Source organism: Roseimicrobium gellanilyticum (assembly GCF_003315205.1).
In the GTDB taxonomy this organism is placed as follows: Bacteria; Verrucomicrobiota; Verrucomicrobiia; order Verrucomicrobiales; family Verrucomicrobiaceae; genus Roseimicrobium; species Roseimicrobium gellanilyticum.
Genome location: NZ_QNRR01000004.1, coordinates 200,749 through 224,270, shown reverse-complemented (window position 1 = coordinate 224,270; position 23,522 = coordinate 200,749). Strand labels below are relative to the sequence as shown.

General features: G+C 60.1%; 20 protein-coding genes and 1 tRNA gene. 14 read left to right on the top strand and 7 right to left on the bottom strand.

The window, feature by feature from the left end:
- The first annotated feature begins 26 nt into the window (after positions 1–26).
- Complete coding sequence (locus DES53_RS13425) at positions 27–239, top strand: hypothetical protein (RefSeq protein ID WP_113958785.1); 213 nt, start codon at positions 27–29, stop codon at positions 237–239.
- Here DES53_RS13425 and DES53_RS13420 read toward each other — a convergent pair.
- A complete protein-coding gene (locus tag DES53_RS13420; RefSeq protein ID WP_113958784.1) occupies positions 170–2,296 on the bottom strand; it encodes a hypothetical protein in 2,127 nt (708 codons plus the stop codon). The two genes, DES53_RS13425 and DES53_RS13420, sit on opposite strands and share 70 nt — an antisense overlap.
- Positions 2,297–2,418: 122 nt before the next feature.
- On the opposite strand from DES53_RS13420, the gene DES53_RS13415 reads away from it, so the two are divergent.
- The 3 genes from DES53_RS13415 to DES53_RS13405 all read left to right on the top strand — a co-directional run bounded on the left by DES53_RS13415 (position 2,419) and on the right by DES53_RS13405 (position 5,610).
- On the top strand, positions 2,419–2,925 hold the full coding sequence (locus tag DES53_RS13415; protein ID WP_113958783.1) for a hypothetical protein: 507 nt from the start codon (positions 2,419–2,421) through the stop codon (positions 2,923–2,925).
- 27 nt (positions 2,926–2,952) lie between these two features.
- A complete protein-coding gene (locus DES53_RS13410) occupies positions 2,953–4,215 on the top strand; it encodes a hypothetical protein (RefSeq protein ID WP_147263392.1) in 1,263 nt (420 codons plus the stop codon).
- 393 nt (positions 4,216–4,608) lie between these two features.
- Positions 4,609–5,610 (top strand): SMI1/KNR4 family protein, encoded by a 1,002-nt coding sequence (locus DES53_RS13405; protein WP_113958781.1) that lies wholly within the window; start codon positions 4,609–4,611, stop codon positions 5,608–5,610.
- A gap of 341 nt (positions 5,611–5,951) precedes the next feature.
- Here the strand turns inward: DES53_RS13405 and DES53_RS13400 are convergent, their stop codons facing one another.
- Positions 5,952–6,887, bottom strand: coding sequence for a bactofilin family protein (locus DES53_RS13400; RefSeq protein ID WP_170157088.1), 936 nt, complete (start codon positions 6,885–6,887; stop codon positions 5,952–5,954).
- 159 nt (positions 6,888–7,046) lie between these two features.
- Between DES53_RS13400 and metX the strand changes: the two genes are divergently transcribed.
- Positions 7,047–8,255 (top strand): homoserine O-acetyltransferase MetX, encoded by a 1,209-nt coding sequence (gene metX / locus DES53_RS13395; protein ID WP_113959072.1) that lies wholly within the window; start codon positions 7,047–7,049, stop codon positions 8,253–8,255.
- Between the two features lie 82 nt (positions 8,256–8,337).
- On the opposite strand, the gene DES53_RS13390 is transcribed toward metX, so the two are convergent.
- On the bottom strand, positions 8,338–9,573 hold the full coding sequence (locus DES53_RS13390) for an MFS transporter (RefSeq protein ID WP_170157087.1): 1,236 nt from the start codon (positions 9,571–9,573) through the stop codon (positions 8,338–8,340).
- Between the two features lie 253 nt (positions 9,574–9,826).
- Between DES53_RS13390 and DES53_RS13385 the strand changes: the two genes are divergently transcribed.
- Positions 9,827–9,903, top strand: a tRNA-Pro gene (locus DES53_RS13385).
- Between the two features lie 28 nt (positions 9,904–9,931).
- A complete protein-coding gene (locus DES53_RS13380; RefSeq protein WP_113958778.1) occupies positions 9,932–10,459 on the top strand; it encodes a YbjN domain-containing protein in 528 nt (175 codons plus the stop codon).
- Positions 10,460–10,472: 13 nt separating this feature from the next.
- Here the strand turns inward: DES53_RS13380 and DES53_RS13375 are convergent, their stop codons facing one another.
- The 3 genes from DES53_RS13375 to DES53_RS13365 form a co-directional block, all read right to left on the bottom strand.
- Entirely contained in the window at positions 10,473–11,210 is a 738-nt protein-coding gene (locus DES53_RS13375; protein WP_113958777.1) for an SMI1/KNR4 family protein, read from the bottom strand.
- A gap of 130 nt (positions 11,211–11,340) precedes the next feature.
- On the bottom strand, positions 11,341–12,651 hold the full coding sequence (gene xylA, locus DES53_RS13370) for a xylose isomerase (protein ID WP_113958776.1): 1,311 nt from the start codon (positions 12,649–12,651) through the stop codon (positions 11,341–11,343).
- A 245-nt stretch (positions 12,652–12,896) separates the two neighbouring features.
- Complete coding sequence (locus tag DES53_RS13365; protein WP_245958168.1) at positions 12,897–13,676, bottom strand: transporter substrate-binding domain-containing protein; 780 nt, start codon at positions 13,674–13,676, stop codon at positions 12,897–12,899.
- An 83-nt stretch (positions 13,677–13,759) separates the two neighbouring features.
- Between DES53_RS13365 and DES53_RS13360 the strand changes: the two genes are divergently transcribed.
- Entirely contained in the window at positions 13,760–14,521 is a 762-nt protein-coding gene (locus DES53_RS13360; protein ID WP_113958774.1) for a dienelactone hydrolase family protein, read from the top strand.
- Positions 14,522–14,860: 339 nt separating this feature from the next.
- Here DES53_RS13360 and DES53_RS13355 read toward each other — a convergent pair whose 3' ends face one another.
- A complete protein-coding gene (locus tag DES53_RS13355) occupies positions 14,861–15,829 on the bottom strand; it encodes a LysR family transcriptional regulator (RefSeq protein ID WP_113958773.1) in 969 nt (322 codons plus the stop codon).
- 119 nt (positions 15,830–15,948) lie between these two features.
- Between DES53_RS13355 and DES53_RS13350 the strand changes: the two genes are divergently transcribed.
- From DES53_RS13350 to DES53_RS13325, 6 genes are all read left to right on the top strand, one after another.
- Positions 15,949–16,653 carry a pirin family protein gene (locus DES53_RS13350; protein WP_113958772.1) on the top strand — a complete coding sequence of 235 codons (705 nt, stop codon included), beginning with the start codon at positions 15,949–15,951 and terminating at the stop codon, positions 16,651–16,653.
- 199 nt (positions 16,654–16,852) lie between these two features.
- Positions 16,853–17,272 carry a DoxX family protein gene (locus DES53_RS13345; RefSeq protein WP_113958771.1) on the top strand — a complete coding sequence of 140 codons (420 nt, stop codon included), beginning with the start codon at positions 16,853–16,855 and terminating at the stop codon, positions 17,270–17,272.
- A 339-nt stretch (positions 17,273–17,611) separates the two neighbouring features.
- Positions 17,612–19,117, top strand: coding sequence for a hypothetical protein (locus DES53_RS13340; protein ID WP_170157086.1), 1,506 nt, complete (start codon positions 17,612–17,614; stop codon positions 19,115–19,117).
- 48 nt (positions 19,118–19,165) lie between these two features.
- Entirely contained in the window at positions 19,166–20,560 is a 1,395-nt protein-coding gene (locus tag DES53_RS13335; protein ID WP_342782357.1) for an NAD(P)/FAD-dependent oxidoreductase, read from the top strand.
- A gap of 15 nt (positions 20,561–20,575) precedes the next feature.
- The gene (locus DES53_RS13330) at positions 20,576–21,055 is read left to right on the top strand and encodes a VOC family protein (protein ID WP_113958768.1); all 480 of its coding nucleotides are present in this window, start codon (positions 20,576–20,578) and stop codon (positions 21,053–21,055) included.
- Positions 21,056–21,172: 117 nt separating this feature from the next.
- Positions 21,173–23,389, top strand: a complete 2,217-nt coding sequence (locus DES53_RS13325) for a glycoside hydrolase family 5 protein (protein ID WP_113958767.1) — start codon at positions 21,173–21,175, stop codon at positions 23,387–23,389.
- The last annotated feature ends 133 nt before the right edge of the window (positions 23,390–23,522 follow it).

Below are 23,522 nucleotides of genomic sequence, written 5' to 3'. Positions count from 1 at the left end.
ACCTTGTTCCCCCATCCTCCGCACCCATGCCCACGCCGCCTGAAGTCCTCGCCCTGCTCCGTTGCCCTGCCACGAAGCAGCCGCTGCGTGCGGCCACGGCGGAGGAGAAGAAGGCGCATGGCATCCCGGAAAGCGAGGATGCGCTCGTCTCGCAAGATGGCACGCACATCTACGGCTCGCCTGATGGACTGCCCAGGTTGCTCTCGGCGAAGGAAGTGACTCCTGAGGATGAGGGGTAGAAGATGCTCGCACCCTTCCGCAGGTCCGCATTGCGCAGGCAGGCATCATAAAGCTCATCCTTGGTGCCACGACTGCGCATCATGAGATGATAGGAGCTGATACACTCGAAGCTCGCATTCAGCGCACCGAGCATGGGCAGGTATTCATCCACATCCTTCGTGAAGTGCTCCACCATACCCCACGGGGGAAAGAGGTGGGACTCCTCCATGCGACGCAGCACATCATACACCTCGGCCGAATTCTCCGCGCTGGAGGCGGACATGAGCACGTAGTGCGGATGTATCACGGACATGCCGGTCAGCTCCACACCCGCGACCAGATAGCCCATGCCGCGGCGCGCCTCACCGGCAGAGAGGCCGTAAAAGCCCCGATGCGCAGCCTCGCTGTCCGGCCAGTTCTTGGGGAAATACTCCTTCTGCCGCTGCAGCAGTGTCTTGCGTGCGGCAGGCCAGTTCTGCTTCGTCAGCGAGTCCGGCGTGGGATCATCGAAGTCCGGATAGAAAAGGCTCTGGATCTCCGCAATGAAACCGGTGCCATCATACACCCGGCCACTGGAGGCCATGCGGAAGGGCGGCGGCTTCGCATTCATGGCGCCCATGGCCAGCACCAGCGCGGTCTCACCACCCCAGTCGCGCCACACAGCGCGCAGTGGTGTCACCTTGTCCTCGCGCACGCCATGGCGCACATACCCCTCGGAATCCAGCATGATGTCATCCAGTCCTATGGAGCGGACCGCCGCCGTGATCCGCGCCTTCAGTTCCGTGTGGCCCAGGATCTCTGCCGCCAGCAGCATGCTGTGGTAGTAGATGGCCGTGTCCACCGTGCTGTACTCTGTGCCAGGCAGAATGCCGTAGCGTCCATCCTGGTGCCGCTTCACAAAGTGCGGCAGCAGACCGCGTGCCGTGTCGAGATGGGAGATATTATCCTCGATACGCTCCGCCAGATCCTCGGCAAAGCGGTCACTCACCATGCCGCGCTTCGCAGCGAGCGCCGTACCCAGGGCAAAGAGGCCGCACGCCGGCACATTGTCGAAGTAGCCATCGCGGATGTGCGCGCGGTCCTTCACATAGGCGGTGCGCATGCTGAAGCAGCGGGCCAGCTTCGCATAGCTCGCGAGGAAGACGTATTCATCGAAGGGAATCGCCGGTGTCTCCAGAATGAACGCCACGGAGTCCAGCAGGCCGTCCGCGCCCCCCTCAGCCACCCAGTTCAAGAATTTCGCATGGCCAATCTCCTCGGCATTCAGCGCCTCCACAAAGGTGCGCATGTCCGGCGAGTCCACGACGAACACTTTCTCCCACAGTGTCTTCTGGTCGGCGCCTTTGATCTCCACCTTGAAGGTCCCCTTCCCCTTGGCACGCAGTTCCAGGCCCACCACCTTGGGTTGATACCTCGCCGCGATGTACGGCGGATAGCAGGCGCGGAAGTCCAGCACGTAGTCCAGATCACTGCCGAGGCCCGCGAGGCTGTGCCACATGCCACCCCACTTGTCCGGTGGCATGGTGATGCTCACCATGCCCGTTTCATACCCGATGCCTTCCTGACCGGTTCCGATGAAGCCGAAGTCCGTGCCCAAGTTGGTGTAGGCCACGAAAGGGTTCACCTTCTGCTCAATGCTCTGCCTGCCGCCTGCCTGTGGATCGAAGACGGTAAAGTACTCATGCACTGGCTGGCGCACACGGCGGGGCTCGGCCTTGGGTCCCATGACGAGAGTGGCGGATTGCAGGACAAATTCTTCATCCTGCGCTTGAGCAGGCTTGGTCGCGGGCGTCTGCACGAGAGCGGGAGAAGGAGCAGCCGCCGGGCTCGGTGCCGCAGCCGCGGTGGCGGGGGCAATCGCAGCCGGGGAATCCGGCGCTGGAGCTTGGGCCGACGCCGCAGACGGCGCGGTAGCAGCCACCGATGCCGAGGCGGGAATGACGAGTTCCTGAGCTTCCCCCCTCAAGCTCCCACTGAGGCCAACCGCCAAACAACTGGCGAGCATCACCCCGTGTCGCACTGGCGACAGCTTGAAAGTCAGGAGTTTGGTGATGCCCTTCATGAAGGATTCCTGCATGAATTGTAAATATTTTAACAAAGTGAAAAGGTTAGGACAATCAAAATACGCTGTTTCTTCCGCAATCTGTGCCTTGTGGTACTCTTTTTAAGCTGGTAGCAAACCCAGTCTTTGTGACCGTGATGAGCGCAGAATCCCTACCCCTTACCCCCCCGTCTAAGGACGGGACAAATCTTTGGCCTCTCATTTGGAAGTTCATCAAAATCAGTCCGCTCACGACCCTGGCCATCTACACACTGGTTTCACTGCAGTTGGAGGAGAACTATCCCATCTCCAACTATCCCATGTATTCCAATCCGAGCCCGGAACGCCCATACTATATGGTTACGGACGGCGAGGGCAAGCCGGTGGCGATTCAAACTCTCACCGGCGTGACCTGCCCGAAAATCGGCAAAATCTACCGGACGAAGTCAGAAAAACTCGCCAAGGAACTGGATGTGAAGGCAGTGGACCTGAAGCCCGAGCACCAGCAGACCATCGCCATGGAAATGTTCGCCTACCTGCGTGACGAGGCGAAGCAAAAAGGCCAGACCGCGGCCCTGCCCGCGAAGCTCCGGCTTGTGAAAAACTACCTCACCTACGAGAACCGCGAGGTCGTCGAAACACCCACCCTCATCGGCCAGGAGTAGCCCTCCTTGTCCCCTGCCCCTTACTCCTTGTCCCTCTCCCGCTCCATGTGGCGCAAGCTTTTCTCCGGTTTCCATCAGCTCCCCAAGGTCTCCCCTGTGGAGGGCTTCCTGCTGCGGCTGCTCTTTGCCGCCTTCCTCATCTTCACCATCCGCTCGCAGGTCACCTATACAGGCGAACCGCATCCGAAGGGATTGCTCACCATCCTGCACTGGTTCGGTGAGGGTCCCTACCTCACCTGGCTCGCCAATCCGGAAACATGGGCTCTCTACAAGGGCATCTTCATCGCGCTGCTCGCCGTGTACGTGAGCGGCTATGCGCTTGTGGTGGTGACACCCGTGCTCGCCATCATGCACCTGCTGCCCTTCACGCTGTATGCGTCCCAAGGGTTCAATCATCACGGCAATCAGATCGTTACATGCACGCTCATCATCCAGGCCTTCTGCGTGATCTGGTACAGCGTCCGGCACAAGCTGGCCATCACTCCACCGAGCGAGCGTCTGAGTGCATGGATGCTGGTTCAGTCCCAGGTGATCCTCACCGGCATGTACTTCATCTCCGTCTTCACGAAGCTGGACAAGAGCAACGGCATGTGGCTCTCCAACTCGAAATACGTGGCCATGGACATGCTGAAGACACAGCGCCAGAGCTACCTGAATGAGCTGGATCCTGCCTTCGCGGGGAATCCACCCGAGGCCATCTGGATGCTGGATAATCCCACGCTGGCCACACTCTTCTTTGGCAGCGGCCTCTTCCTGGAGTTCTTCTGCATCTTCGCCATCGGGAACCGCCTGCTTGGCTTTCTCATCGGCGTGTCCCTCATCGTCATGCACCGCTCCATCGATCGCCTCATGGGCGGCGTGGCGTTCCTGAACAACGAAATGCTCTGCTTCATCTTCCTGGTGAACATCCCCTTCCTCATCGCCTGCGTGGTGAACTGGCTGCCGAAGCTCCGCGCGCGCCATCTCGCAGTTGCTGGTGGTGTGGCCGGCATCGCCTTGAGCTTTTGGGTGCAACCCGAAAGCGTGCGCACCGACTTCACCCAGGGCGGCGCCGTGAATGTGTTCCAGGGACTCGGCAACTACCTGCTGAAGCTCATCAACAACATGGACACGTGGAACAGCTTCGAGGCCGCCCAGTGGCAGAAGACCATCGCCTTCGTCACCCCCGCCATCCTCACCAGCCTCGGCTGTGCCGTCCTCGGGGCGGTGGTGGGAAGTTTCCTCGGCAAAGGCAATGGCAAGACTGAAGGCAGCAAGAGCGAAGACACTGCGGCAGCACACACTGCGTGAGCTGAAACGCAGCGAAGCGAAGCCGCAAAGGGAACTTCACCCCCGCTTGGAACAACGCTGGAGGAAAGTTTCCGACTAGGGCGGTTTAAACCAAGTCGTGGCCTTGGATCAGGGGTGACTTGCCGCACCGCGACCAGCGGTCGCAGCCACAGTGGTACCAAGACTTACTGCCGTGGCGGATGGTTCAGGCCGCAGCTGTGGCCGCGACCGCTGGTCGCGGTTGGGGTGGCGCGCCCCAAGACGAAATTGGCTACACTGTAACTTAACCCGCTCTAGTCGCACAAAGGGCGCAGCTCGATGCCTTTGTATTCCCAGCGTTCTCTTGCGGCCATTCTCTGACGTCTTCCAACAATCTCCGCCAGAGCACTCCGCTTGCTGTAGATTGGCGCAAGCATGGCCTCATACGACCCATCGCCAAAAGACGAGAACGCCGAACGCATCGATGCCGGCCCGCAAGATGACGTCGCCATCCTCGTGGCCCACAATGGACACGATGCCGGACGGAGATCCATGCGGGGATGCGGTATCTCGGCCCTGGTGTGGTTCGCGTGTGTGGGATTTTTCTACCTCTATGCCAGAGCTTCCTCTGGCAAAGGCAGCGATGACGGGATGGCCTGGGGTGTCATCGCATGGCCCGCGATGATTTTTGCGGTACTCATCGGACCGGCTCTGGGAGTGCTCTACGGCCTCGAAGTCGTGAGCTATCTCAACTGGCGGAAGAAAAAAGGAATGGCCAATATCTTCTGGCGCCTCTTCATCGGCTTCTGGCTGCTGGTGTTTGCTGCCTTGTTCCTGGGTTTTGGAGTGGCGGGAATGTATTTCGTCGGCAGGGGAATGATAGCGAATCCCGATTTCAAGGACCTCGTTCCAAATTTGGGCGCTCTGTTGCTGAGCCTTGGCCTTGCCGTCGTGGGCGCATTTCTGGCATGGCAGGCCTTGCGAAGAACAGGAGCGTCTACTGAAACAGAAGACATCGCTGCTGCCCAAGCCGCAGCAGAGGAAGAAAGGCGCGAGTGGGAGGCGGTCGACTTCGCCTCACTGGAGCAGCAACTCGGCTGCACTCTGCCTGCCGCCTTCAAAGCCATGATGCAGCCCGGCAGTGAGTGGCGGAAGGATAGCTGGACGCTCCATCCCAAGGGTCTCGAGAACGAAGACGAGATCTACTCTATCCTCGCACTGCATCCACCCAACGAGAAAGCCCTGCGCACACATCCCGCCACCGGAGAAACCATGCTTTGCTTCGGTAGCGCGGACTCATTCGAATACTGGCTGCGCCCCGGACACGAGGACCCTCCTGTGTACGAGTGCTTCATGGAAAGCCCTCCTTTCGACGTGACTGAAATCGCCCCACGCCTCTCTGTGTTTCTCGCTTGGCCAAAGGAACAGACGTGGTAGCGCGTTTCACCGAGGCACATGCCACGTCAAAAGCCCCCCGCTCGCTTATTGCGCCACAAGGACGACTCGGATTAACCGCAAAGGGGCAGAGGCACAAAGGACGCAGAGAAGGAAGACATTGCTGTCGGGGTGGTGCATGTGCGTGAGCGTGGTGAAACCTCGATGCAGGGGAGGCAGAGACGCGCAGCCGTCGCTTCAGAAAGTCGGCAAGCTTCATCGCGAAATAGCCAGGCAACAACGGAGTGAAGAGGCCGCGGAGGTTAGGCCTTCCGGCCTGACAGCGGGCGTTGGGTCTTCAGACCCGACAGCAACGCAGAATTCCCACTGCCCTCCCCTTCCCCTCAATGCGGGTGAAACACCACCTTCTCACACCCCGGCTGGGCGGGCACATGCTCACAACGCCAGGCCCAGGCACGCGCGAGTTTCGCAATGGGCTCCAGAGGTCCCTGCAGGATGCGGGTCTCGCCATTGAGCTCGCCGCCGGGGCGCACGAGCACCGACCGCGCGGCCACACTCCCATATAAGACACCTCCGGGATTCAGCAGCAAAGAGCGGTCACAGACAAAGTCACCCTTCACCACGCCATTCACCACCACATCCCGGGCGCGCACCTCGCGCAGGAAGTGCACCTCCCCGCTCTGGAGCACCTCAATGCGCCGGGCATGGATGGGCTCCCCAACGATATCGTGGGTCGCATAGCGCAGGTCCGGCAGGTCATCGATGTTCACAGTACCGGGGTCCGGCTCCTCCGCGCTGGTCATCGGACGCAAGCAGATCGGACAGGTGGGCACCGTGGCCACGCCCGACATGGTGCGGTCATGAAAATACTCGCTGTACTCCTGCGGCAGCTCATTCAGCCGGGCCGCAAGCAGGCGGGCGTCCAGGAGCTGAATGCCCCGGCTGCGGGCCGCTGTTTGGGCACCAGGGGTGGCGCCAGCGGGGGCGATGTAGATGCCGGGGATGTGGCCATTCGCCGCCAGGACCTCCACAAAACCGGTCACGCAATCCACCGTGGCCATCCAGCGGCTCCAGGGGGCCAGCCGCACCAGAGCCTTCCCCTTCTGACGGGCCTTGGGGTCTTCGATGAAAAATTGGGCTGCCGCCGTAGGCTCCACCGCCGTGGCACCGGGCTCATAGCCGGAGTACACGGCCAGGGCGCGGATGACCTCCAGCAGACGTTTCCAGTCCAGGCTGCGGAGCAGGTCCTCTGACCAACTCACCGGCAGCACCGAGCCCTCGGTCAGGACCGGGTCCTCGGATGCATCAGGGGATTGCATGGCGACCATGGCTGCGGTGCAGGTGGTGAATAGGGGCCTTAAATGTACCGCGATGCTGACTTTTGTCTATGCATGAAGAAGCACCTACGTGACTGAGGGCCAGCAACGGACAGCATTCCGCTTGCCCGCAACGGCATCGCGGCCATGTTTCCCATCCCCATGTCCGCCCCTCCCAGCAATACGACGCAGGCGCAGTTCGCGCGTGTGGCCACTCCAGAAAATCCGTTTCGCTTCACCTGCGGCATGGAAATGGATGACCTCACGCTCGCGTACGAGACCTACGGCTCGCTGAACGCGGACAAGACCAACGCCATCCTCCTCTTTCACGCGCTCTCCGGCAGCCAGCACGCCGCTGGCTACTGCTCCACCGTGCCAAATACGAATGGCCGCTGGACGGACGATTGCCATCGCGGCTGGTGGGAGCTCTTCATTGGCCCCGGCAAGGCGCTGGATACGGACAAGTTCTTCATCATCTGTGCGAACTTCGTCGGCGGATGCTACGGCAGCACAGGGCCAGCCTCGCTCGACGCGAAGACGGGCAAGCCCTATGCATCCAAGTTCCCCCAAGTGAGCACCGCCGATGTGGTACGCTCCCAGGCAAGGCTGCTCGACCTGCTCGGCATCGACAAGCTGCATGCAGTGATAGGACCTTCGGTGGGCGGATTGATGACGCTGAACTTCGCCTCCCTCTTCCCCGAACGGGTGCGTCTGATTGTTTCCATCGCCAGCGGCATGCGCACCACGGTGCTCTCGCGTCTGGGTGTCTTCGAGCAGGTGATGGCGATTGAGAATGACCCGCACTTCAAAGGTGGCAACTACTACGGAGGCCCCGAGCCGGAGTACGGCATGGCCCTCGCCCGCATGATCTCGCACAAGACCTTTGTGCACCTGGATGCGATTGAACGCCGCGCGCGTGGTGACGTGGTACAGGCCGGCGACCAGCTCTCCTGGTACAAAGTGGGCCACAATGTGGAGAGCTACATGCTCCACCAGGGGAAGAAGTTCGTGAAGCGTTTCGATGCCAACACGTATGTGCGCATCTGCGACATGTGGCTGCGCTACGAACCGCTGCGCGACGCGAATGTGGAAAATCACGGCGAACTCTTTGCCATCAGCCGGCAGGCGGGCCATCACTGGCTGGTCTTCAGCATTGATTCCGACTTCTGCTTCTACCCAGAAGAGCAGGCGGAGCTCGTGCGCTGGCTGGAGCAGGCAGGCGTGTCGAACATGCACATCACCGTGCACTCGGAAAAAGGACATGACTCCTTCCTGCTGGAGCCTGCCCTCTACACGCCCCACCTCGCCTACACCCTGAAGCGCGGCGTGACGACCGATGCCGCGTGGGAAGAGGACAACCTCGGCTTGTAATCATTCATGGCCGACCCCGCCCCATCTCCGCCGGCCTTTGACCGCGGCCGGATGCGGGGATGGCCATGCGCCTCTGCGCTTCTTACGACACCGGCTTCACCCGGGAGGCGACGAAGATGCTCAGCAGGCTCGCGCCAATGGCGATCCACCCCAGCGTGGGGAAGTGCAGGATTTTTCCAGTGATGGCATCGCGTGCCACGATGTGTCCGCCAAGTAACGAAGCCAGTCCAGCAGCCATGTCGCGCACACTGCTATTCAGACTCATGAAGGTGCCGCGCAAGCGGGCCGGTACGGCAGAGGTGATGATCGCCTGCCCGGGAACGAATCTCCCACCGGCAAAGATGAAAAACAGCGCCGCGAGCACCAGCACCCAGAACAGCGGAGTAGCGCCTTGATTGGTGATGAAATAAATCGGCGCCAGCGCCCCTGCGATGGTCACGACGAACATGCGCAGGCGGCCATGCTTGTCCGCCATGCGACCGACCACCGGTGATGTGCACAGGCTTGCGAACCCGCCCACGAGGTACACCCAGGAAAGCTCATGCTCCTGCAGCCCCACATTCGACACGAGGCTGGGACTCAGGAAGGGAATGATCATGAAGTGGCCCAACACCAGCAGCGTCATGAAAAACATGGCGGTGACCGTGTTTCCATTCGTCACCAGCTCACGCAGCCCCGCCAGCGCCTGCCCCCGCACGTGCCCGCCCTCGGTGAGGTGTCCGCGCAGGCTGGGGAAAATCATCAGACACGTGACCCACAGGATACATCCCACCACCACAATGATGATGAAAGGCGCATGCCAGCTCCAGATGGCGGCGAGCCACAATCCCACCGGCACGCCCGCCACTGCGGCAAAGGCGAAGGACGCCATCACGATGCCCATGGCCCCGGCACGACGCTCCAGCGGCACCACATCCCCCACCACCGTAAGCACAATAGCTCCTGATACACCGCCGAAGGCGCCGCTGATCACGCGCGCGGCCAGCAGGGTGTGGTAGGTGGGTGCCAGCGCACAAGCCAGCGTGCCCAGGATGAAGCCTGCGTAGCAGAAAAGCAGCGCCTGCTTCCGATCAAACCGATCCACCCAGAACGCTCCAATCAATCCCGCCATGGCCGCGCTGAAGGTGTAGGACGCGACCAGCAGGCTGAACTGGTGCGGCTCAATCTGGAAGATGCGCATCAACTGCGGCCCCAGCGGCATCATCACCATGAAGTCCATGATGTGGGTGAACTGCACCGTGGCGAGCAGGAGGAGAAGAAGGCGTTCCGAAAGGCCCGTGGGAACTGGGGATTTTTGGGGGGCTGGAAAAGACGACATTGAGGCGTGATGGGCGGAGCTCGGCACAGCCATGACAGGCACTGGCCGGGGATGGGATACGCATGATCCGAAGCCACGGGCGCGGGCGCAAGAAGTTGAGCGAGTTTTTCCTGCCCCCCGCAAGGGTCTGTGCGTGAACTACCCCGGGGTGAATTGACACTATGAACACTGGCGCGCATCAAGCCTGCACGAATCACTTGCGCAAAGCGCTATCCCGGCCAAGTTACGCGCCCATCAGTCAGTTTTTCAGTTACGGGACGTAGCTTAGCCTGGTAGAGCGCGTGGTTTGGGACCACGAGGCCGGAGGTTCGAATCCTCTCGTCCCGACCATTTTTTGCCCCCGAGTCGTCAGTTTTTCATGTCCGCGCTGCACGTCGCTGTCCTCAATGCCTTCAAGAGCAAGGGGTGGGCCTACCGCGAGATTCCCGGCATGGAAGTCGTGGAGGCCAGTTTCGAGGCCTACCATACCCGGGTGCCGCTGCACGTGCAGTCCTTTGGCGAGATGCAAATCCTCGCCGTGGTGGCAAATGCCTCCGTGAAGGTACCGGACACCCATCGCGTGCGGACTGCGGAGCTCTGCATGCGCGTGAACAAGGAGCTGAACATCGGCGCCTTTGAAATGGATTGGGACACGAATCAGGTCATGTTCCGTCAGGCGAATGTCTTCCCGAAGCATCGTCACGATGAAGAACTCATCACCAACCTCGTGCATAACGCCGTGGTGGAGATGGACCGCATGACTCCCTACCTTGGCGAACTCTGCCGCACCACGAAGGCCATGCTTCCCCTGCTGGATCTCCAGCAACTGCTGAAGCGCGAGGAACTGCTGCCTCCCGGCGACCCTGTGGAAGAGGGAGAAGAGGAAGCGAAGCCCGCCGACGCGTAGTCCTTGAGGCGACCTACTGCGCTCTGCCGAAGAAGAACCTTTTCAACTTCCGCAAAAATGTGGACCTGCCGCGCCCGGCAAGGATGGGCCACTTCGGGTGCGCCGCAATGAAATCCAGGTAGCGCAGGTCAACGCCATCACCCGGTTTCGCACTTCGAAAATCATAGATCATCACGTCCTGCTCGAGCGGTTCCGCAAACGCGCGCAGTACCTCGTCGCCGCCCGCCATGGCGGCTTCCCGCGTGAGCAGATCGTTGTTGAGTTCTTTGATCGGCCTGATGCGGAATTCATACACATCATTGATGAGACTCTTATACGGCGGCGTCATCTCGCGCAGCCACTCGTCCACGAACTGCACCAGGCTGTCGCATTGATAAAAATACATGGGTCCCTCATGCTGATAATAGAAGACAGGTCCCAAATCGCCGGACCCAGCTCCCTTCCAATAGAACCAGAAATTGCCCGCCCCATCAACGGCGATACACCGGAAGCGCTCCCTGAGACTCTTCGGGTATGCAAACGTCTCATCCCGTCCCCAGAAGTCGAAACACTCGAGCGTGCCCCCATCAAAACCACTGCAGTATTCCAGCAATGCCCTCGTCTCCGCTGGCAGCGAATGGCCAAGTTTGCGCTCCATCGCGGCAATCTCATCCGCGCTGAAGGGCGGTGACGGTTTCGTGTCCCACGATTCACCATCCTCAGTGGATGGAGGGTTGGCCAGATGCTCCTGAATGCGCTGGACGATCGACATGGAAAAGTGAAGGCCGGACCCTACCCGCTGTCAAAGCGGACTCCATTCAAAGTCCGCACAAACAAAGAAGCCATCGCATACCGCGATGGCTTCTTGTTGGGAGCTTCGTCCTGAGTGGTTGTCTTGAAAATCAAATGAACTCGTTCACCAGATTCTCCAGCATTTCCTGGCGGCCACTGCCGATGACGGGTTCGCCGTTTTTCAGCGTGTAGGCTTCGAGGTCTTCGAGGGTGCAGCCACCCTGCTCCACCTTGGCGCCAATGCCACTGTCGAAGGTGCTGTAGCGCTGCTTCACAAAGTTGTCGAGACGACCGTCTTCAATGATGGCAGCAGCAATCTTCAGGCCGCGCGCGAAGGCATCCATGCCTCCGATGTGCGCGTGGAAGAGATCCACCGGCTCGAAGCTTTCGCGACGGCACTTCGCATCAAAGTTCAGACCGCCCGTGGTGAAGCCACCCATCTTCAGCAGTACCAGCATGATCTGCGTGGTGAGGTAGATGTCCGTGGGGAACTGATCCGTGTCCCAGCCGATGAGTTCGTCACCCGTGTTCGCATCAATGGACCCGAGCGCTCCGGCGGCGAGGGCAACTTCCAGCTCATGGCGCATGGTGTGGCCGGCGAGCGTGGCGTGGTTCGTCTCGATGTTCAGCTTGAAGTGCTCCAGCAGACCGTACTCGCGAAGGAAGTTCAGGCACGCGGCGCTGTCGCTGTCATACTGGTGCGTGGAAGGTTCACGCGGCTTGGGCTCGATGTAGAAGGGACCGGCAAAGCCAATCTTCTTCTTGTAGTCCACCGCCATGTGCATGAAGGCGGCGAGGTGATCCATCTCACGCTTGATGTTGGTATTCCACAGCGTGGCGTAGCCTTCGCGACCACCCCAGAAGGTGTAGCCCTCACCACCGAGGCGATGCGTGACTTCCAGCGCCTTCTTCACCTGTGCACCGGCGTAGGCGTAGACATTCGCATTCGGACTGGTGGCTGCGCCCTGGTTGTAACGGGGATGCGCGAAGAGACAGGCGGTGCCCCAGAGGAGCTTCTTGCCGGTGGCCTTCTGCAGTTCCTCCAGCGTGTCCGCCACGGCGTCGAGGCTCTTGTTGCTCTCGGCAAGGGTCTTGCCCTCGGGAGCCACATCGCGGTCATGGAAGCAGTAGTAGTCGATGCCGAGCTTATCCATGAACTCGAAGCACACATGCGCGCGCTTCTTCGCATTCTCGATGCTGTCCGTGCCATCATCCCACGGCTTCTGGGAGGTGCCGGCCCCAAACGGGTCCGAGAGGGTGTTGCGCATCGCGTGCCAGTAGGCCACGCCGAAACGCATGTGATCGCGCATGGTCTTTCCAGCGACCACTTCGTCCGCATTGTAATGTTTGAAGGCCAGGGGATTCTTGGACTTCGGTCCCTCAAACGGGATCTTCGGAATGTCAGGAAACGCTTCGCTCATAGAGCCGCCACTTCAGCCTCCAAGCCCCGCGCCGTCAAGATTGGGCCAGAAGTTTCTTTGTAGCGCTTCGGTCTGTGATGGCTGATTTTTAACAAAAAAACACATCCGGGAGGCACCCCTTCAGACCGCCTCCATTGCAGGGCAGCAGGGAGATTTCACGGCATTTTTGAGCGACACTCTTCCGGGAGAAACAGGATCCTGCGTGTCTGTGTTCACCCACAAACGGGAAGCGTTTCCTGCCTTGATCAAAGGTCAAACACAAAGGGAATTCCCTGCTCCTCCATCATCTTCTTTTCCTTCGCGAGGTGCTTCTCACCAAACTTGCTGAAGGAGCCATCCTTTCGCAATTTCGTGATGCACTCATTGACCTTGGTCTTCAATTCGGTGTCACCCTGCCTCAGGGCCACGGCCCACACTTCCTCACGCAGAGGCTTGAGCAGCACCTTCGTGGTCTCAGGATGGCGTGCATGGTAGTTCATCAGCGAAAGCTGATCGTAGATCCACGCGTCCACGCTGCCTTTGACAACTTCCATCACACAGGCGGTGTCTCCGTCGAGAGCGATGACCTGGGCCTTCGGCAAGTACTGCCGCACATACTGTTCCCCAGTGGTTCCCAGACGTACCACCACTTTTCTTCCAGCATCATTCAAGTCTTCGACCTTCTGGACGGGTGAATCTTTCCAAAGCAACATGGCGAGCCCGGTCTTCACATAGGGGTCGCTGAAATCCACCGACTTGCGCCGCTCCTCATTGGCGGTCACCGAGGAGATGATGAGATCCACGCTGCCGCTTTTCAACGCGGCGATGAGCCCGTCAAAATTGATGTTACGGAATTCCACCGGACGTCCCAGATGTTCACCGATGGCCTTGCCCAGATCCACACTCACACCGGCAAACTCGCCCGTTTCGTTCGTGTACTCGAACGGTGGATAGGTGGCATCCATCGCGATGACGAGCTTTTTCTCTGAGCAGCCGGCCAGGAATCCCGCCAGCACCAACAAGCACAGCACGCAGAACCGATTCATGCGCCATGGTGCGGCATTGGCGCAACTTCGCAATCGCGTTTCGCTGTGAGTTGACACCCTGCCTGGCATTTCCATCATGCGGCATGATTCTTTCCTCCGGCGAATTCCACGACCTGCCCACGCCCTACGGCCCCATGCGTATTGAGGTTTTCCGTCCCGTGGCCGCGGGAAAGTATCCCGGTATCGTGCTCTACTCGGAGATCTTCCAGCTTACCGGGCCCATCCGCCGCACCGCCGCCTTCCTGGCTGGCCATGGCTTCGTGGTAGCCGTACCGGAAGTGTATCACGAGTTCCTCCCCGCCGGCACGGTGCTGGCCTACGATCAAGAGGGTGCGGACAAGGGGAATGAGTACAAGTTCGCGAAGGAACTCGCCAGCTATGATGCGGACGCTCGCGCTGCGCTGGACTTCCTGAAGTCCCACCCTGCCTGCACAGGCAAGCTGGGTGTCATGGGCATTTGCCTGGGTGGCCATCTCAGCTTCCGCGCCGCCGCGAAGAACACCGATGTGAGCGCCGCCGTGTGCCTCTACGCCACGGACATTCACAAGAAGAGCCTCGGCAAGGGCAGCAACGACGACTCGCTGGAAAGTATCAAACACACAAAAGCAGAGCTGCTGATGATCTGGGGCCAACAGGATCCGCACATCCCGCTGGAAGGCCGTCGCACCATCCAGGCAACGCTCGACTCCGAAGGCGTGAAGTACACCTGGCATGAATTCAACGGTCAGCACGCCTTCATTCGCGACGAAGGTCCTCGCTACGATCCCGAGCTCGCCATGCTTACCATGAACCTAACACTCGCTCTTTTCCGCAGGAAGCTGAGCGAGGGGGATGTGGCGGTGTAGGATGTCTGGAAGCCGAAGCCGCATCATCTTGCGGCCTCGTTCATGGCCAAACTTCTGGAAAACGTTTCCTGAGCGCTTTGCGTCGTGGAGTGCGGTGGCAAAGGCCTCCCTTGAGGCCGCGACACCGCTTTGAACGAAGCACATGATTTCGAATCCCGCCAGGCGTTGACCAATCGCCCAGGTCTTATGCGGGCACAAGTCGTTGGAACAGTTGGAAGGTTTGGGAAGACCTTATCCCTCCGCTCAAAGCGGTGTCGCGCCTTAGCGCTTGCCGCCGCACTCCACGACGCAAAGCGTTTTTTCACATACCTTCCCCGAACCTACTTCGATTCAAACGACCTACCTGCTCACCACCCGCTTCTTCTTCGCGGGCGCCGGGCCCATCGGCCCATTCGGCCAAAGCGCTCTCCGCTGCCGAATCTCCAGCCCACACGCCGCGCTCACTTCACGCACGGTGCGCAGGCCCGGCCAGTCCTGACCACGGCGCCAGCACATGACCAGGTCCAGCGGCGGCACCTCGGGACTCACCGGCAAATAGACGACTCGGTCCGTCGTGTTGCACGCAAAAGACCAGGGCACGAGTGCCACGCCCACCCCAGACTCCAACCGCAGCAGCAGGCTGGAGGCGCTGTCGAACTCCTCCATGCGCCCCAGCTTCACCCCGGCGGTCGCGAGCAGCCCCTCCACAAACTTCGGATACTCCGGGTATGCATGCCGCGCATACCCCAGGAGCATCGCCTGCGGCAGGTCGGCCAGTTCGATTTTTTTCCTACGCGCCCACGGATGATTCCGGCTCATGGCCACGCAGATGGGATAGGTCACCAGCGTTTCCTTGATCAATCCGGACTCCTGCAGCACTCCTGCACCCACGGTGTAGGCGATGTGCAGAGTCCCCTCCTTGAGCCCCGCATTCATCTCATCGGAGGAAAGGTCATGCATGCGCAGGTTCAGGCTGGGATGCGTGCGACCCAGACGCTCCAGCACGAGTGGGAGCAACTCCGCAGCGAGAGACGGCGCATAACCCACCTCCACCGTGGCGCACTCACCCCGTGAGATGGCCTGCACGTGGCTCGTGATATTGTCCGAACGCGCCAGCAGCTCCCTCGCATGCTCCACCAATGCACGGCCTGCATCGTTCAGTGACACGCGACCTTTCTCCCGGACAAACAGGGACACGCCCAGGGATTGTTCCAGGTCCTGCATCTGCCGGCTCAGCGCAGGCTGGGAGAGATGCAACCTCTCCGCGGCACGGCTCACATTGAGCGTTTCCGCGACCACGAGGAAGGAGCGAAGGTGGCGCAGTTCCATGAAGGGCTGGGTATGTGGCACCTATGCACTTCTTGCATGGACTCGCAAGGAAAGTTGCATTGGAGACTTTTGCGCCAGGGCCGAACCTCATCTCGTAATCCAACCACAAGTTTCACCCCATGAAATTCACCCTTCGCAAATCCAACGAGCGCGGCCACGCTGACCACGGCTGGCTCGACTCCCGCTTCAGCTTCAGCTTTGCGGAATACCATGACCCGAAGCACATGCACTTCCGCACGCTGCGTGTCATCAATGAGGACCACATCGCCGCCGGCGGTGGCTTCCCCATGCACCCGCACCGCGACATGGAGATCTTCAGCTACGTGCTGGAGGGCGCCCTGGCGCACAAGGACAGCATGGGCAACAGCCGCGAGCTAAAGCCCGGTCAGATCCAGCTCATGAGCGCCGGCAGCGGCGTGACGCACAGCGAGTTCAACCCGTCCAAGACGGACAAGACTCACATGCTGCAAGTGTGGCTCTTCCCGGACAAGCGCAACCTCGAGCCCGGCTATACCGAATGGCACCCGAAGGCCGAACATGCCAACGAGAGCAAGGTCCTCGTGATCTCGCCCGATGGCCGTGAGGACTCCGCCGTGATCCACCAGGATGCGAACATCTACCGTCTGAAGCTCACCAAGGGCGAAAAGGTCACGCACGATCTCGCCTCTGGTCGCGGTGCCTGGCTGCAGCTCGCTCGCGGCAACGTCTCACTGAATGGCGACACCGCTCTTACCGCCGGTGACGCCGCCAGCACCACCGACGCCGGCACGGTCACCATCACCGCGAACGAAGACAGCGAAGCGCTCCTCTTCGACCTCGCCTGACCCCCTGCGGGGATTTGAGATTTGAAATCTCAGATTTCAGATCCCCACAAAAACCAAACCCCAGTCTCGAATCCACGCGGAGAACTTTCGCCAACGATTCAGAAAACCAACCCCAATCACCTCCAAGACACCCTGCACGTCATCTCAAACTCAGTTCCCCTCTGAAATTTCAAATCTCAAATCCCAGTTCCACATCATCATGAACAAACTCATCAAACTCGACTTCGTTCCCTTCTCCACCGACCTTGGACTTCTCGTCCTGCGCGCCTGGCTTGGTCTCTCCATGTTTGCCTTGCATGGACTCGCCAAGCTGAAGAACTTCGGCGGCACCGTACAGATGTTCAATGAGAAGATGGGCTTCCCCACCCCTCTGGGTGCCGCTGCCGTCCTGGCGGAGTCGGCCTTCGCAATCCTGCTCGTCATCGGCCTCGGCACACGCTGGGCTGCCAGCTTCCTCGCCGTGACTATGGCCGTGGCCTTCTTTATGGCGCATCAGGGCTCATTTGACCCGAAGTCTGCCACCGGCTCCGGCGAACTCGCCTTCATCTACCTCGCCGGTTTTGTCGCCCTTCTCATCTCCGGCGCTGGACGCTACTCGGTGGATGCAAAGCTCAAGTAAAGAAATCCACGTCAGCGAACTGCAGCCAGTTCCCCAAAGTCCCCTTCGCCACATGTTTGGTGAAGGGGACTTTTTTGTTGCCGGCACGGTGTGAATTGAACATTGACGGAGACGAAACCCACCGTGATTCTCGGACGAATCCGTCAGTGTTACGCGAACCATGCATGGTTTCTCTTCTCCCCGTCTGTTGACACTCTGCCCATGCGGATGGCCCGTATGAGAAGCATCGTCTCCCGTTTTTTGGATGCCCTGGGTCGACCCTGCTTGTTTCCATGGCTGGTAGTGATCCTGATAGGTTTGTCCCGGCTTCCATCCATTTGCCATCAAGGTGAGCTGGACGTGGACGAAAGCCTGATGATGGCCCAGGCGATGCGCTATGAACACGATCTCATGCCGTGGCGCTCGGTAGACACCACCACCAGCGGTCCTTTGAACTCCTGGGCATTCTACCTCATGCGATGGGTCTTTGGTGCTCCAAGTTATGGGCTCGTACACGCGCTCGCGGCGGTGGCAACAGGCACAGCAGTGCTCATCACCTGGCTGACGCTTCGCGTGCTCTGCCATGCTCGTGTGGCTGCGCTGGGAGGACTGGCGGCATGCACGTTCGTCATGCTTGGCCAGAGTCCTTCCATGACTCACTTCACGTCAGAGATGATCCCACTCGTCCTGCTAACCGCAGCCGTCTGGATGATCGCACTGGGAGTGAACTTCCTGCAGGTACGCCACTGGGCCTGGCCCCTGGCTGCCCTGCTGGCAGGCGCGGCCCCTTGGGCAAAGCTGCAAGCTGCACCGCTCAGCCTTGCCTTGGTCATCGGGCTCATGGGCATGATCTGCTGGCTGCGTCCTGATGGACAGACATCTGGCACCACTCTGCTCCGCGCTTCCGTCATCGCGGGCGCCTTCTGTACCGTCACCCTTTTCCTCGGGTCGCTCATCGCATTGCAGGGGACATGGGATGACTTTTGGAACTCGTACATCGCGCGAAACCTGGCTTATGCGAATGCCCATACCGCAGGAACCCAATTCTCCCGCGTTCTGCATCTCTGGACGGATGCGTCCCGGCTTTCCATTATTTCCCTGTTGATGGCAGGAATGGTTGTGTTCGCAGGGGCATGGGGGTGTCATGGATGCCCGGGCTGGCGGCAGCAGACACGCGGGCACATGGCCATGCTCGCATGCATGGTCCTGTATCTGGCTGCGGGAGTTTACGCCGTCACGAAACCTCCGTTCAACTTTCCCCACTATCATTTCCTTCTGTTCCTTCCGGTTATTCTTGTTTCCACCATGCTGCTATCCATGTGGAGCGAGCACGATGCCGAGAGCACGTCCCCCAACTCGTTCCCTGCTGGATATGCATGGTTTGCACTCACCGTCATCGCCATGCCCTTCGCAGCCATCAGATCGAGCGCCCCGGGTTGGCTCGCACACTGGCGCTCCAGTGTTGAGCGTGTGCCCGGTTACCAGTTGGCACGCCGGCTGCAAATCCTGGCTCCTCACGCCACTTCCCTGGGCATCTGGGGATGGGCGCCTCAAGTCTACGTGCATGCCGGACTGACCCCAGCCTCACGGCATGCCATCTCACACTATCTGATTGATCCGCATCCGCTCCGTGAACGATTCCGCCGAAGCTACCTTGCCGATCTGAAGAAGTCGCGCCCTGCAGTCATCGTAGACGCAGTGACCCCACTCGCCCTGCTCTGGGACTGGTCAGGCACCGAGCGCATCGAGTCATTTCCCGAACTTGATGAGTTCATCAGGTCCAACTACCGGTTGGTGGAGAACTTTCCGGCGGATGGATCTCAAGCACCCTACCGAATCTATCTTCTCAATGACTCTGGCCTGTGAACATGTCCTGATGGGGCTGTCGATTGGGATGCCAATGGCGCATCCCACCTGCGGTCATGGCATCACCGGAGGAATGCTCTGTCATCACGCCGGATGAAAACACTGGCGATCATTGGTGGCGGGATCACCGGCCTCGCCTCAGCATATGTGGCAGCGAAGTCTGGGACGAAGGTCACCGTGCTGGAGGCTTCGCCAGAGATGGGGGGACTCCTCAGGACCTTCCCCATTGGAGGGAACAGGCTGGAATGCTACTACCACCACTTCTTCACTCACGATGCCGAGTTGCGATGGCTGGTGGAAGACCTGGGTATCGGTGACAAGCTGGAGTTTCTTGATGCGACCATGGGAGTCTTCAGGGATGGCGACATTCATCCCTTCAACTCTGTCCGGGATCTGCTGGCATTCCCTCCCCTGGCGCTTCCGGACAAAGTCCGCTTCGCCGCCACCAGCGCCTACCTTGGCAAACTGGCGAACTGGCGGCACCATGAATCCGAGTCCGCCCTCTCGTGGTTTCACAAGTACGCAGGGAAAGCAGCGACCGAGGCCATCTGGTCTCCCCTGCTGGATATCAAGTTCGGCCCCTATGCAGCTCAAGTTCCCACCGCGTGGATGGTCGGACGGCTCAGGCAGCGCATGAACTCTCGTAAAAAAGGAGACGAAAAGCTGGGCTACATCCGCGGCAGCCTGAAGGTGCTGCTCGATGCGCTTCTCACGAAGCTGAAAGAGGCCGGCGTGGAACTCGTCGTCAATGCACCTGTCCAAAAGCTTCTGGGCAACAGGGAACACATCACCGGAGTGGAAACTGCGGCAGGCACACACCTGGCAGATGCCACCCTCGCCACGATTCCCACGCCTGCGCTTTCCACTCTCGTGCGTCCTCATTCGGATGGCTATGCGGACGAGTTGGCTGCCATCAAGTATTTCGGCGCCGTGTGCACCATCCTGGAGACTTCAGTCCCACTGAGCGCCACCTACTGGCTCAATATCGCCGATCCCGGCTTCCCCTTCGGGGGTGTGGTGGAGCACACCAATCTGGTCCCACCCACCGAGTATGGAAGCTCCCACATCGCCTATCTGTCCCGATACTATGCATCGGATGATCCCCTGGCTACGGCCTCACAGGCGGAGGTGCTGGAGCAGATGCTCGCACCCATGCAGCGCATCTATCCCAAGTTCTCCCGCGACAGCATTCGCAACACCTACATCTTCCGCACCAATACCGCAGCGGTGGTGTGCGACCTGAATTTTTCCCAACGAGTCCCTCATTGCCGCTCGCCGCTGGGCAGCTTTTACCTGGCCTCCATGCCGCATGTGTATCCTGACGAGCGAAGCTGCAACAACTCCATCCGCGTCGCGGCCGAGGCGTGCAACGTCATGGGACTGGATGCCAGCATGGTGCCAAAGAACGCCTCACTGGCAGGTCAGATTCGTATGGAGAAGTAAGAGCGCTTCTCCATCATGCCCACTTCCATTCATCCCCAAACCCGCATCGGCCATATCCATCTGAAGGTCGCCGATCTCGAGCGTGCCATGGCGTTCTATCACGGTGTGCTGGGGTTTGAGATCACCCAGCGTTATGGAAAGCAGGCGGCCTTTCTCTCGGCGGGTGGCTATCACCACCACATCGGGCTGAACACGTGGGAATCTCTCGGCGGCTCTCCTCCGCCTCCTGGCGCTACGGGGTTGTATCACACCGCGATTCTCTATCCTGACCGGGCTTCGCTGGCAGATGCCTTGCGACGTGTGCTGGCGGCTGGTATCCCGCTCGATGGAGCCTCTGACCATGGTGTGAGCGAAGCGCTCTACCTGCGCGATCCAGATGACAACGGCGTGGAACTCTACCGCGACCGTCCCGAGTCCGAGTGGCCACGCAAGAATGACGGCACGCTCGACATGTACTCGCGCCCGCTGGATTTGCAGGCGCTGCTCGCGTCCTGACCGGATTGTGCGGGATTAAAGATTGGCTCATGTGCTTCCACGCACGGCTGAACACAACCTCTCTAAGAGACGGTGCCAGGTCATCGTTCTCTTCACTCCCTGCCCTTCCATTCCCTCATGCCGCACCTTCGTTTCGTCTTCACCGCGTTTGCCACCCTGGTGTGCCTTGCCTCTCCGATTTTCGCAACCGACGCACTGCTCGCCAACGGTGACTTCGAAACGGACGCCAACACCGATGCATGGCCAGACCAGTGGGAACGAGGCAAGGATGGCATCACCTGGGAGAAGGAAGAAAGTGGCAATCACTTCCTGCGCCTGACCTCACCCAAACCCGGTGCCATGGTCGTGACCTACCGGCCCATCCCAGCGCCCAAGGACGCAAACGCCGTGGAACTCACCTGGAAGCAACGCGTGACCGGACTGGTAAAGGGAGGCTCACCATGGTTCGACGCGCGCATCATGCTGGAGTGCAAGGATGCCGAGGGAAAGAAACTCACCCCCGCACCGCAGCCAGCCTACACCGGCAAGAACACAGACGGCTGGGTGGAGCGGAAGACTTCCTTCCTCGTACCCGAAGGCACGAACACCATCGAGATCATGCCCGCACTCTTTCAGGTGAAGCAGGGCACGTTTGATCTGGATGACATTTCTCTGAAACCCACCGACCCCGCGCCACTGCTGGCAGCAAAAGCGGCTGCTGAAGAGAAGAAGGCCAAAGCCATCGCGGATCGTCGCGCGAGAGCCGCGAAGCTTCTGGAGAGCGAGGGCAATCTCCTTGCGAACGGCAACTTTGAAAAAGCAGACAAGTCCGGCAAAGCGCCTGAGGTGTGGGGTAAACCAAAGACCGGCCTGAGTTGGGAGACCAATGAAGACGGCACCCGCTTCATGCGTCTCACCAGCACGAAGCCCGGGGAGACGGTCATGCTCTTCCGCACCGTGGATATCCCCGATGGGGTGAAGGCCCTTGAGTTCACCTGGAAGCAGCGCATCACCGGACTGAAGCCGGGCAAGGAACCATGGTTCGACGCGCGCTTCATGATGGACTTCAAGGACGGCACCGGGAAGAAGCTGAAGGGTGCACCCGCTCCCAACTCACGCAGCGACACCAAGGGCGCATGGATGCCACGCACCGCCAAGTTCCTCGTGCCCGAGGGCGCTCTCTCGCTCGATATCATGCCTGCCCTCTTCCAGGTGAAGGCAGGCACGCTGGATCTGGATGATCTCGTGCTGAAGCCCACCGAGCCCGAGCCGCTGCTCGCTGCCGCTGCGAAGGCCGCAGAAGAAGCTCGCCTCGCGCAGGTGGATCCCGAGGAACCCAAGAAGGACAAGTGGCCCCAGGAGTTGCACGTGCAGGGCAATCAAGTGCTCACCAAAGATGGCAAGCCCATCTGGCTGCAGGGGTTGAACGTCGTGAGTCTTGAGTTCCTCGTGAAGGGTGACCACGTGCTGAAGTCCACCCTGGTGGCCATCGATGATTGGAAGGCGAACATCATCCGCCTGCCCGTGAAAGAGGACTACTGGTTCGGCGAAACCTCCGGCCAGAAGGATGGTGGCAAGGAATACCGCGAGCTCGTGGATCAGGTGATCACCCTCACGGCAAATCGCGGTGCCTACGTCATGCTGGATCTGCATCGCTTCCGCGCGCCGGCAGCGCAACACGCCGTCTTCTGGAAAGATGCCGCCGTGCGTTACAAGGACCATCCCGCCGTGATCTTTGATCTTTTCAATGAACCCCACGGCACCACCTGGGAAGTGTGGCGCGATGGCGGATTCGTCGCGGAGAAGAAGAAACCGGCGGACGAAGACTCCTTCCTCTCTCCCGAGGAAAAGGCGAAGTCCGCACAAGGCTTCCAGGCCATCGGCATGCAGGCGCTGGTGAATGCCGTGCGCGATACTGGCGCAAAGAACATCGTGGTCGTAGGAGGACTGGACTGGTCCTATGATCTCTCCGGCATCGCGAAGGGTTTCACCATCGATGAGCGCGGCGGCAATGGCCTCATCTACGCCACGCACATCTATCCGTGGAAGCGCGACTGGCAGGAGAAGGTGCTCGTGATCGCAGACAAGTACCCCATCCTGGTGGGTGAAGTAGGCGCGGACATCAAGAAGATGGACTTCCTGCCGGACAGCGCTCACGAAGATCCCTATACTTGGGTGCCTGACATGCTCGGCCTCATCCAGAAGCATCGCCTGCACTGGACCGCTTTCTCCTTCCACCCCTCAGCATCTCCGGTGATGATCACTGGCTGGGACTACACGCCCACGCCCTTCTGGGGCGCCTTCGTGAAGCGCGCGCTGGCGGGTGAGCAGTTCGAGCTGAAGAAGATGCGGTGAGGCGAGGCAACAGTACAGCTTCGTGCTCCCGTCGTGAGAGAGGCCGTTGCACTTCGCACGGCGGGATGAGCGCGGATTGCAGCACCGTTTATCTGAACGTGGCACGACCTTTGCCTGTCACATCTGGACCGCG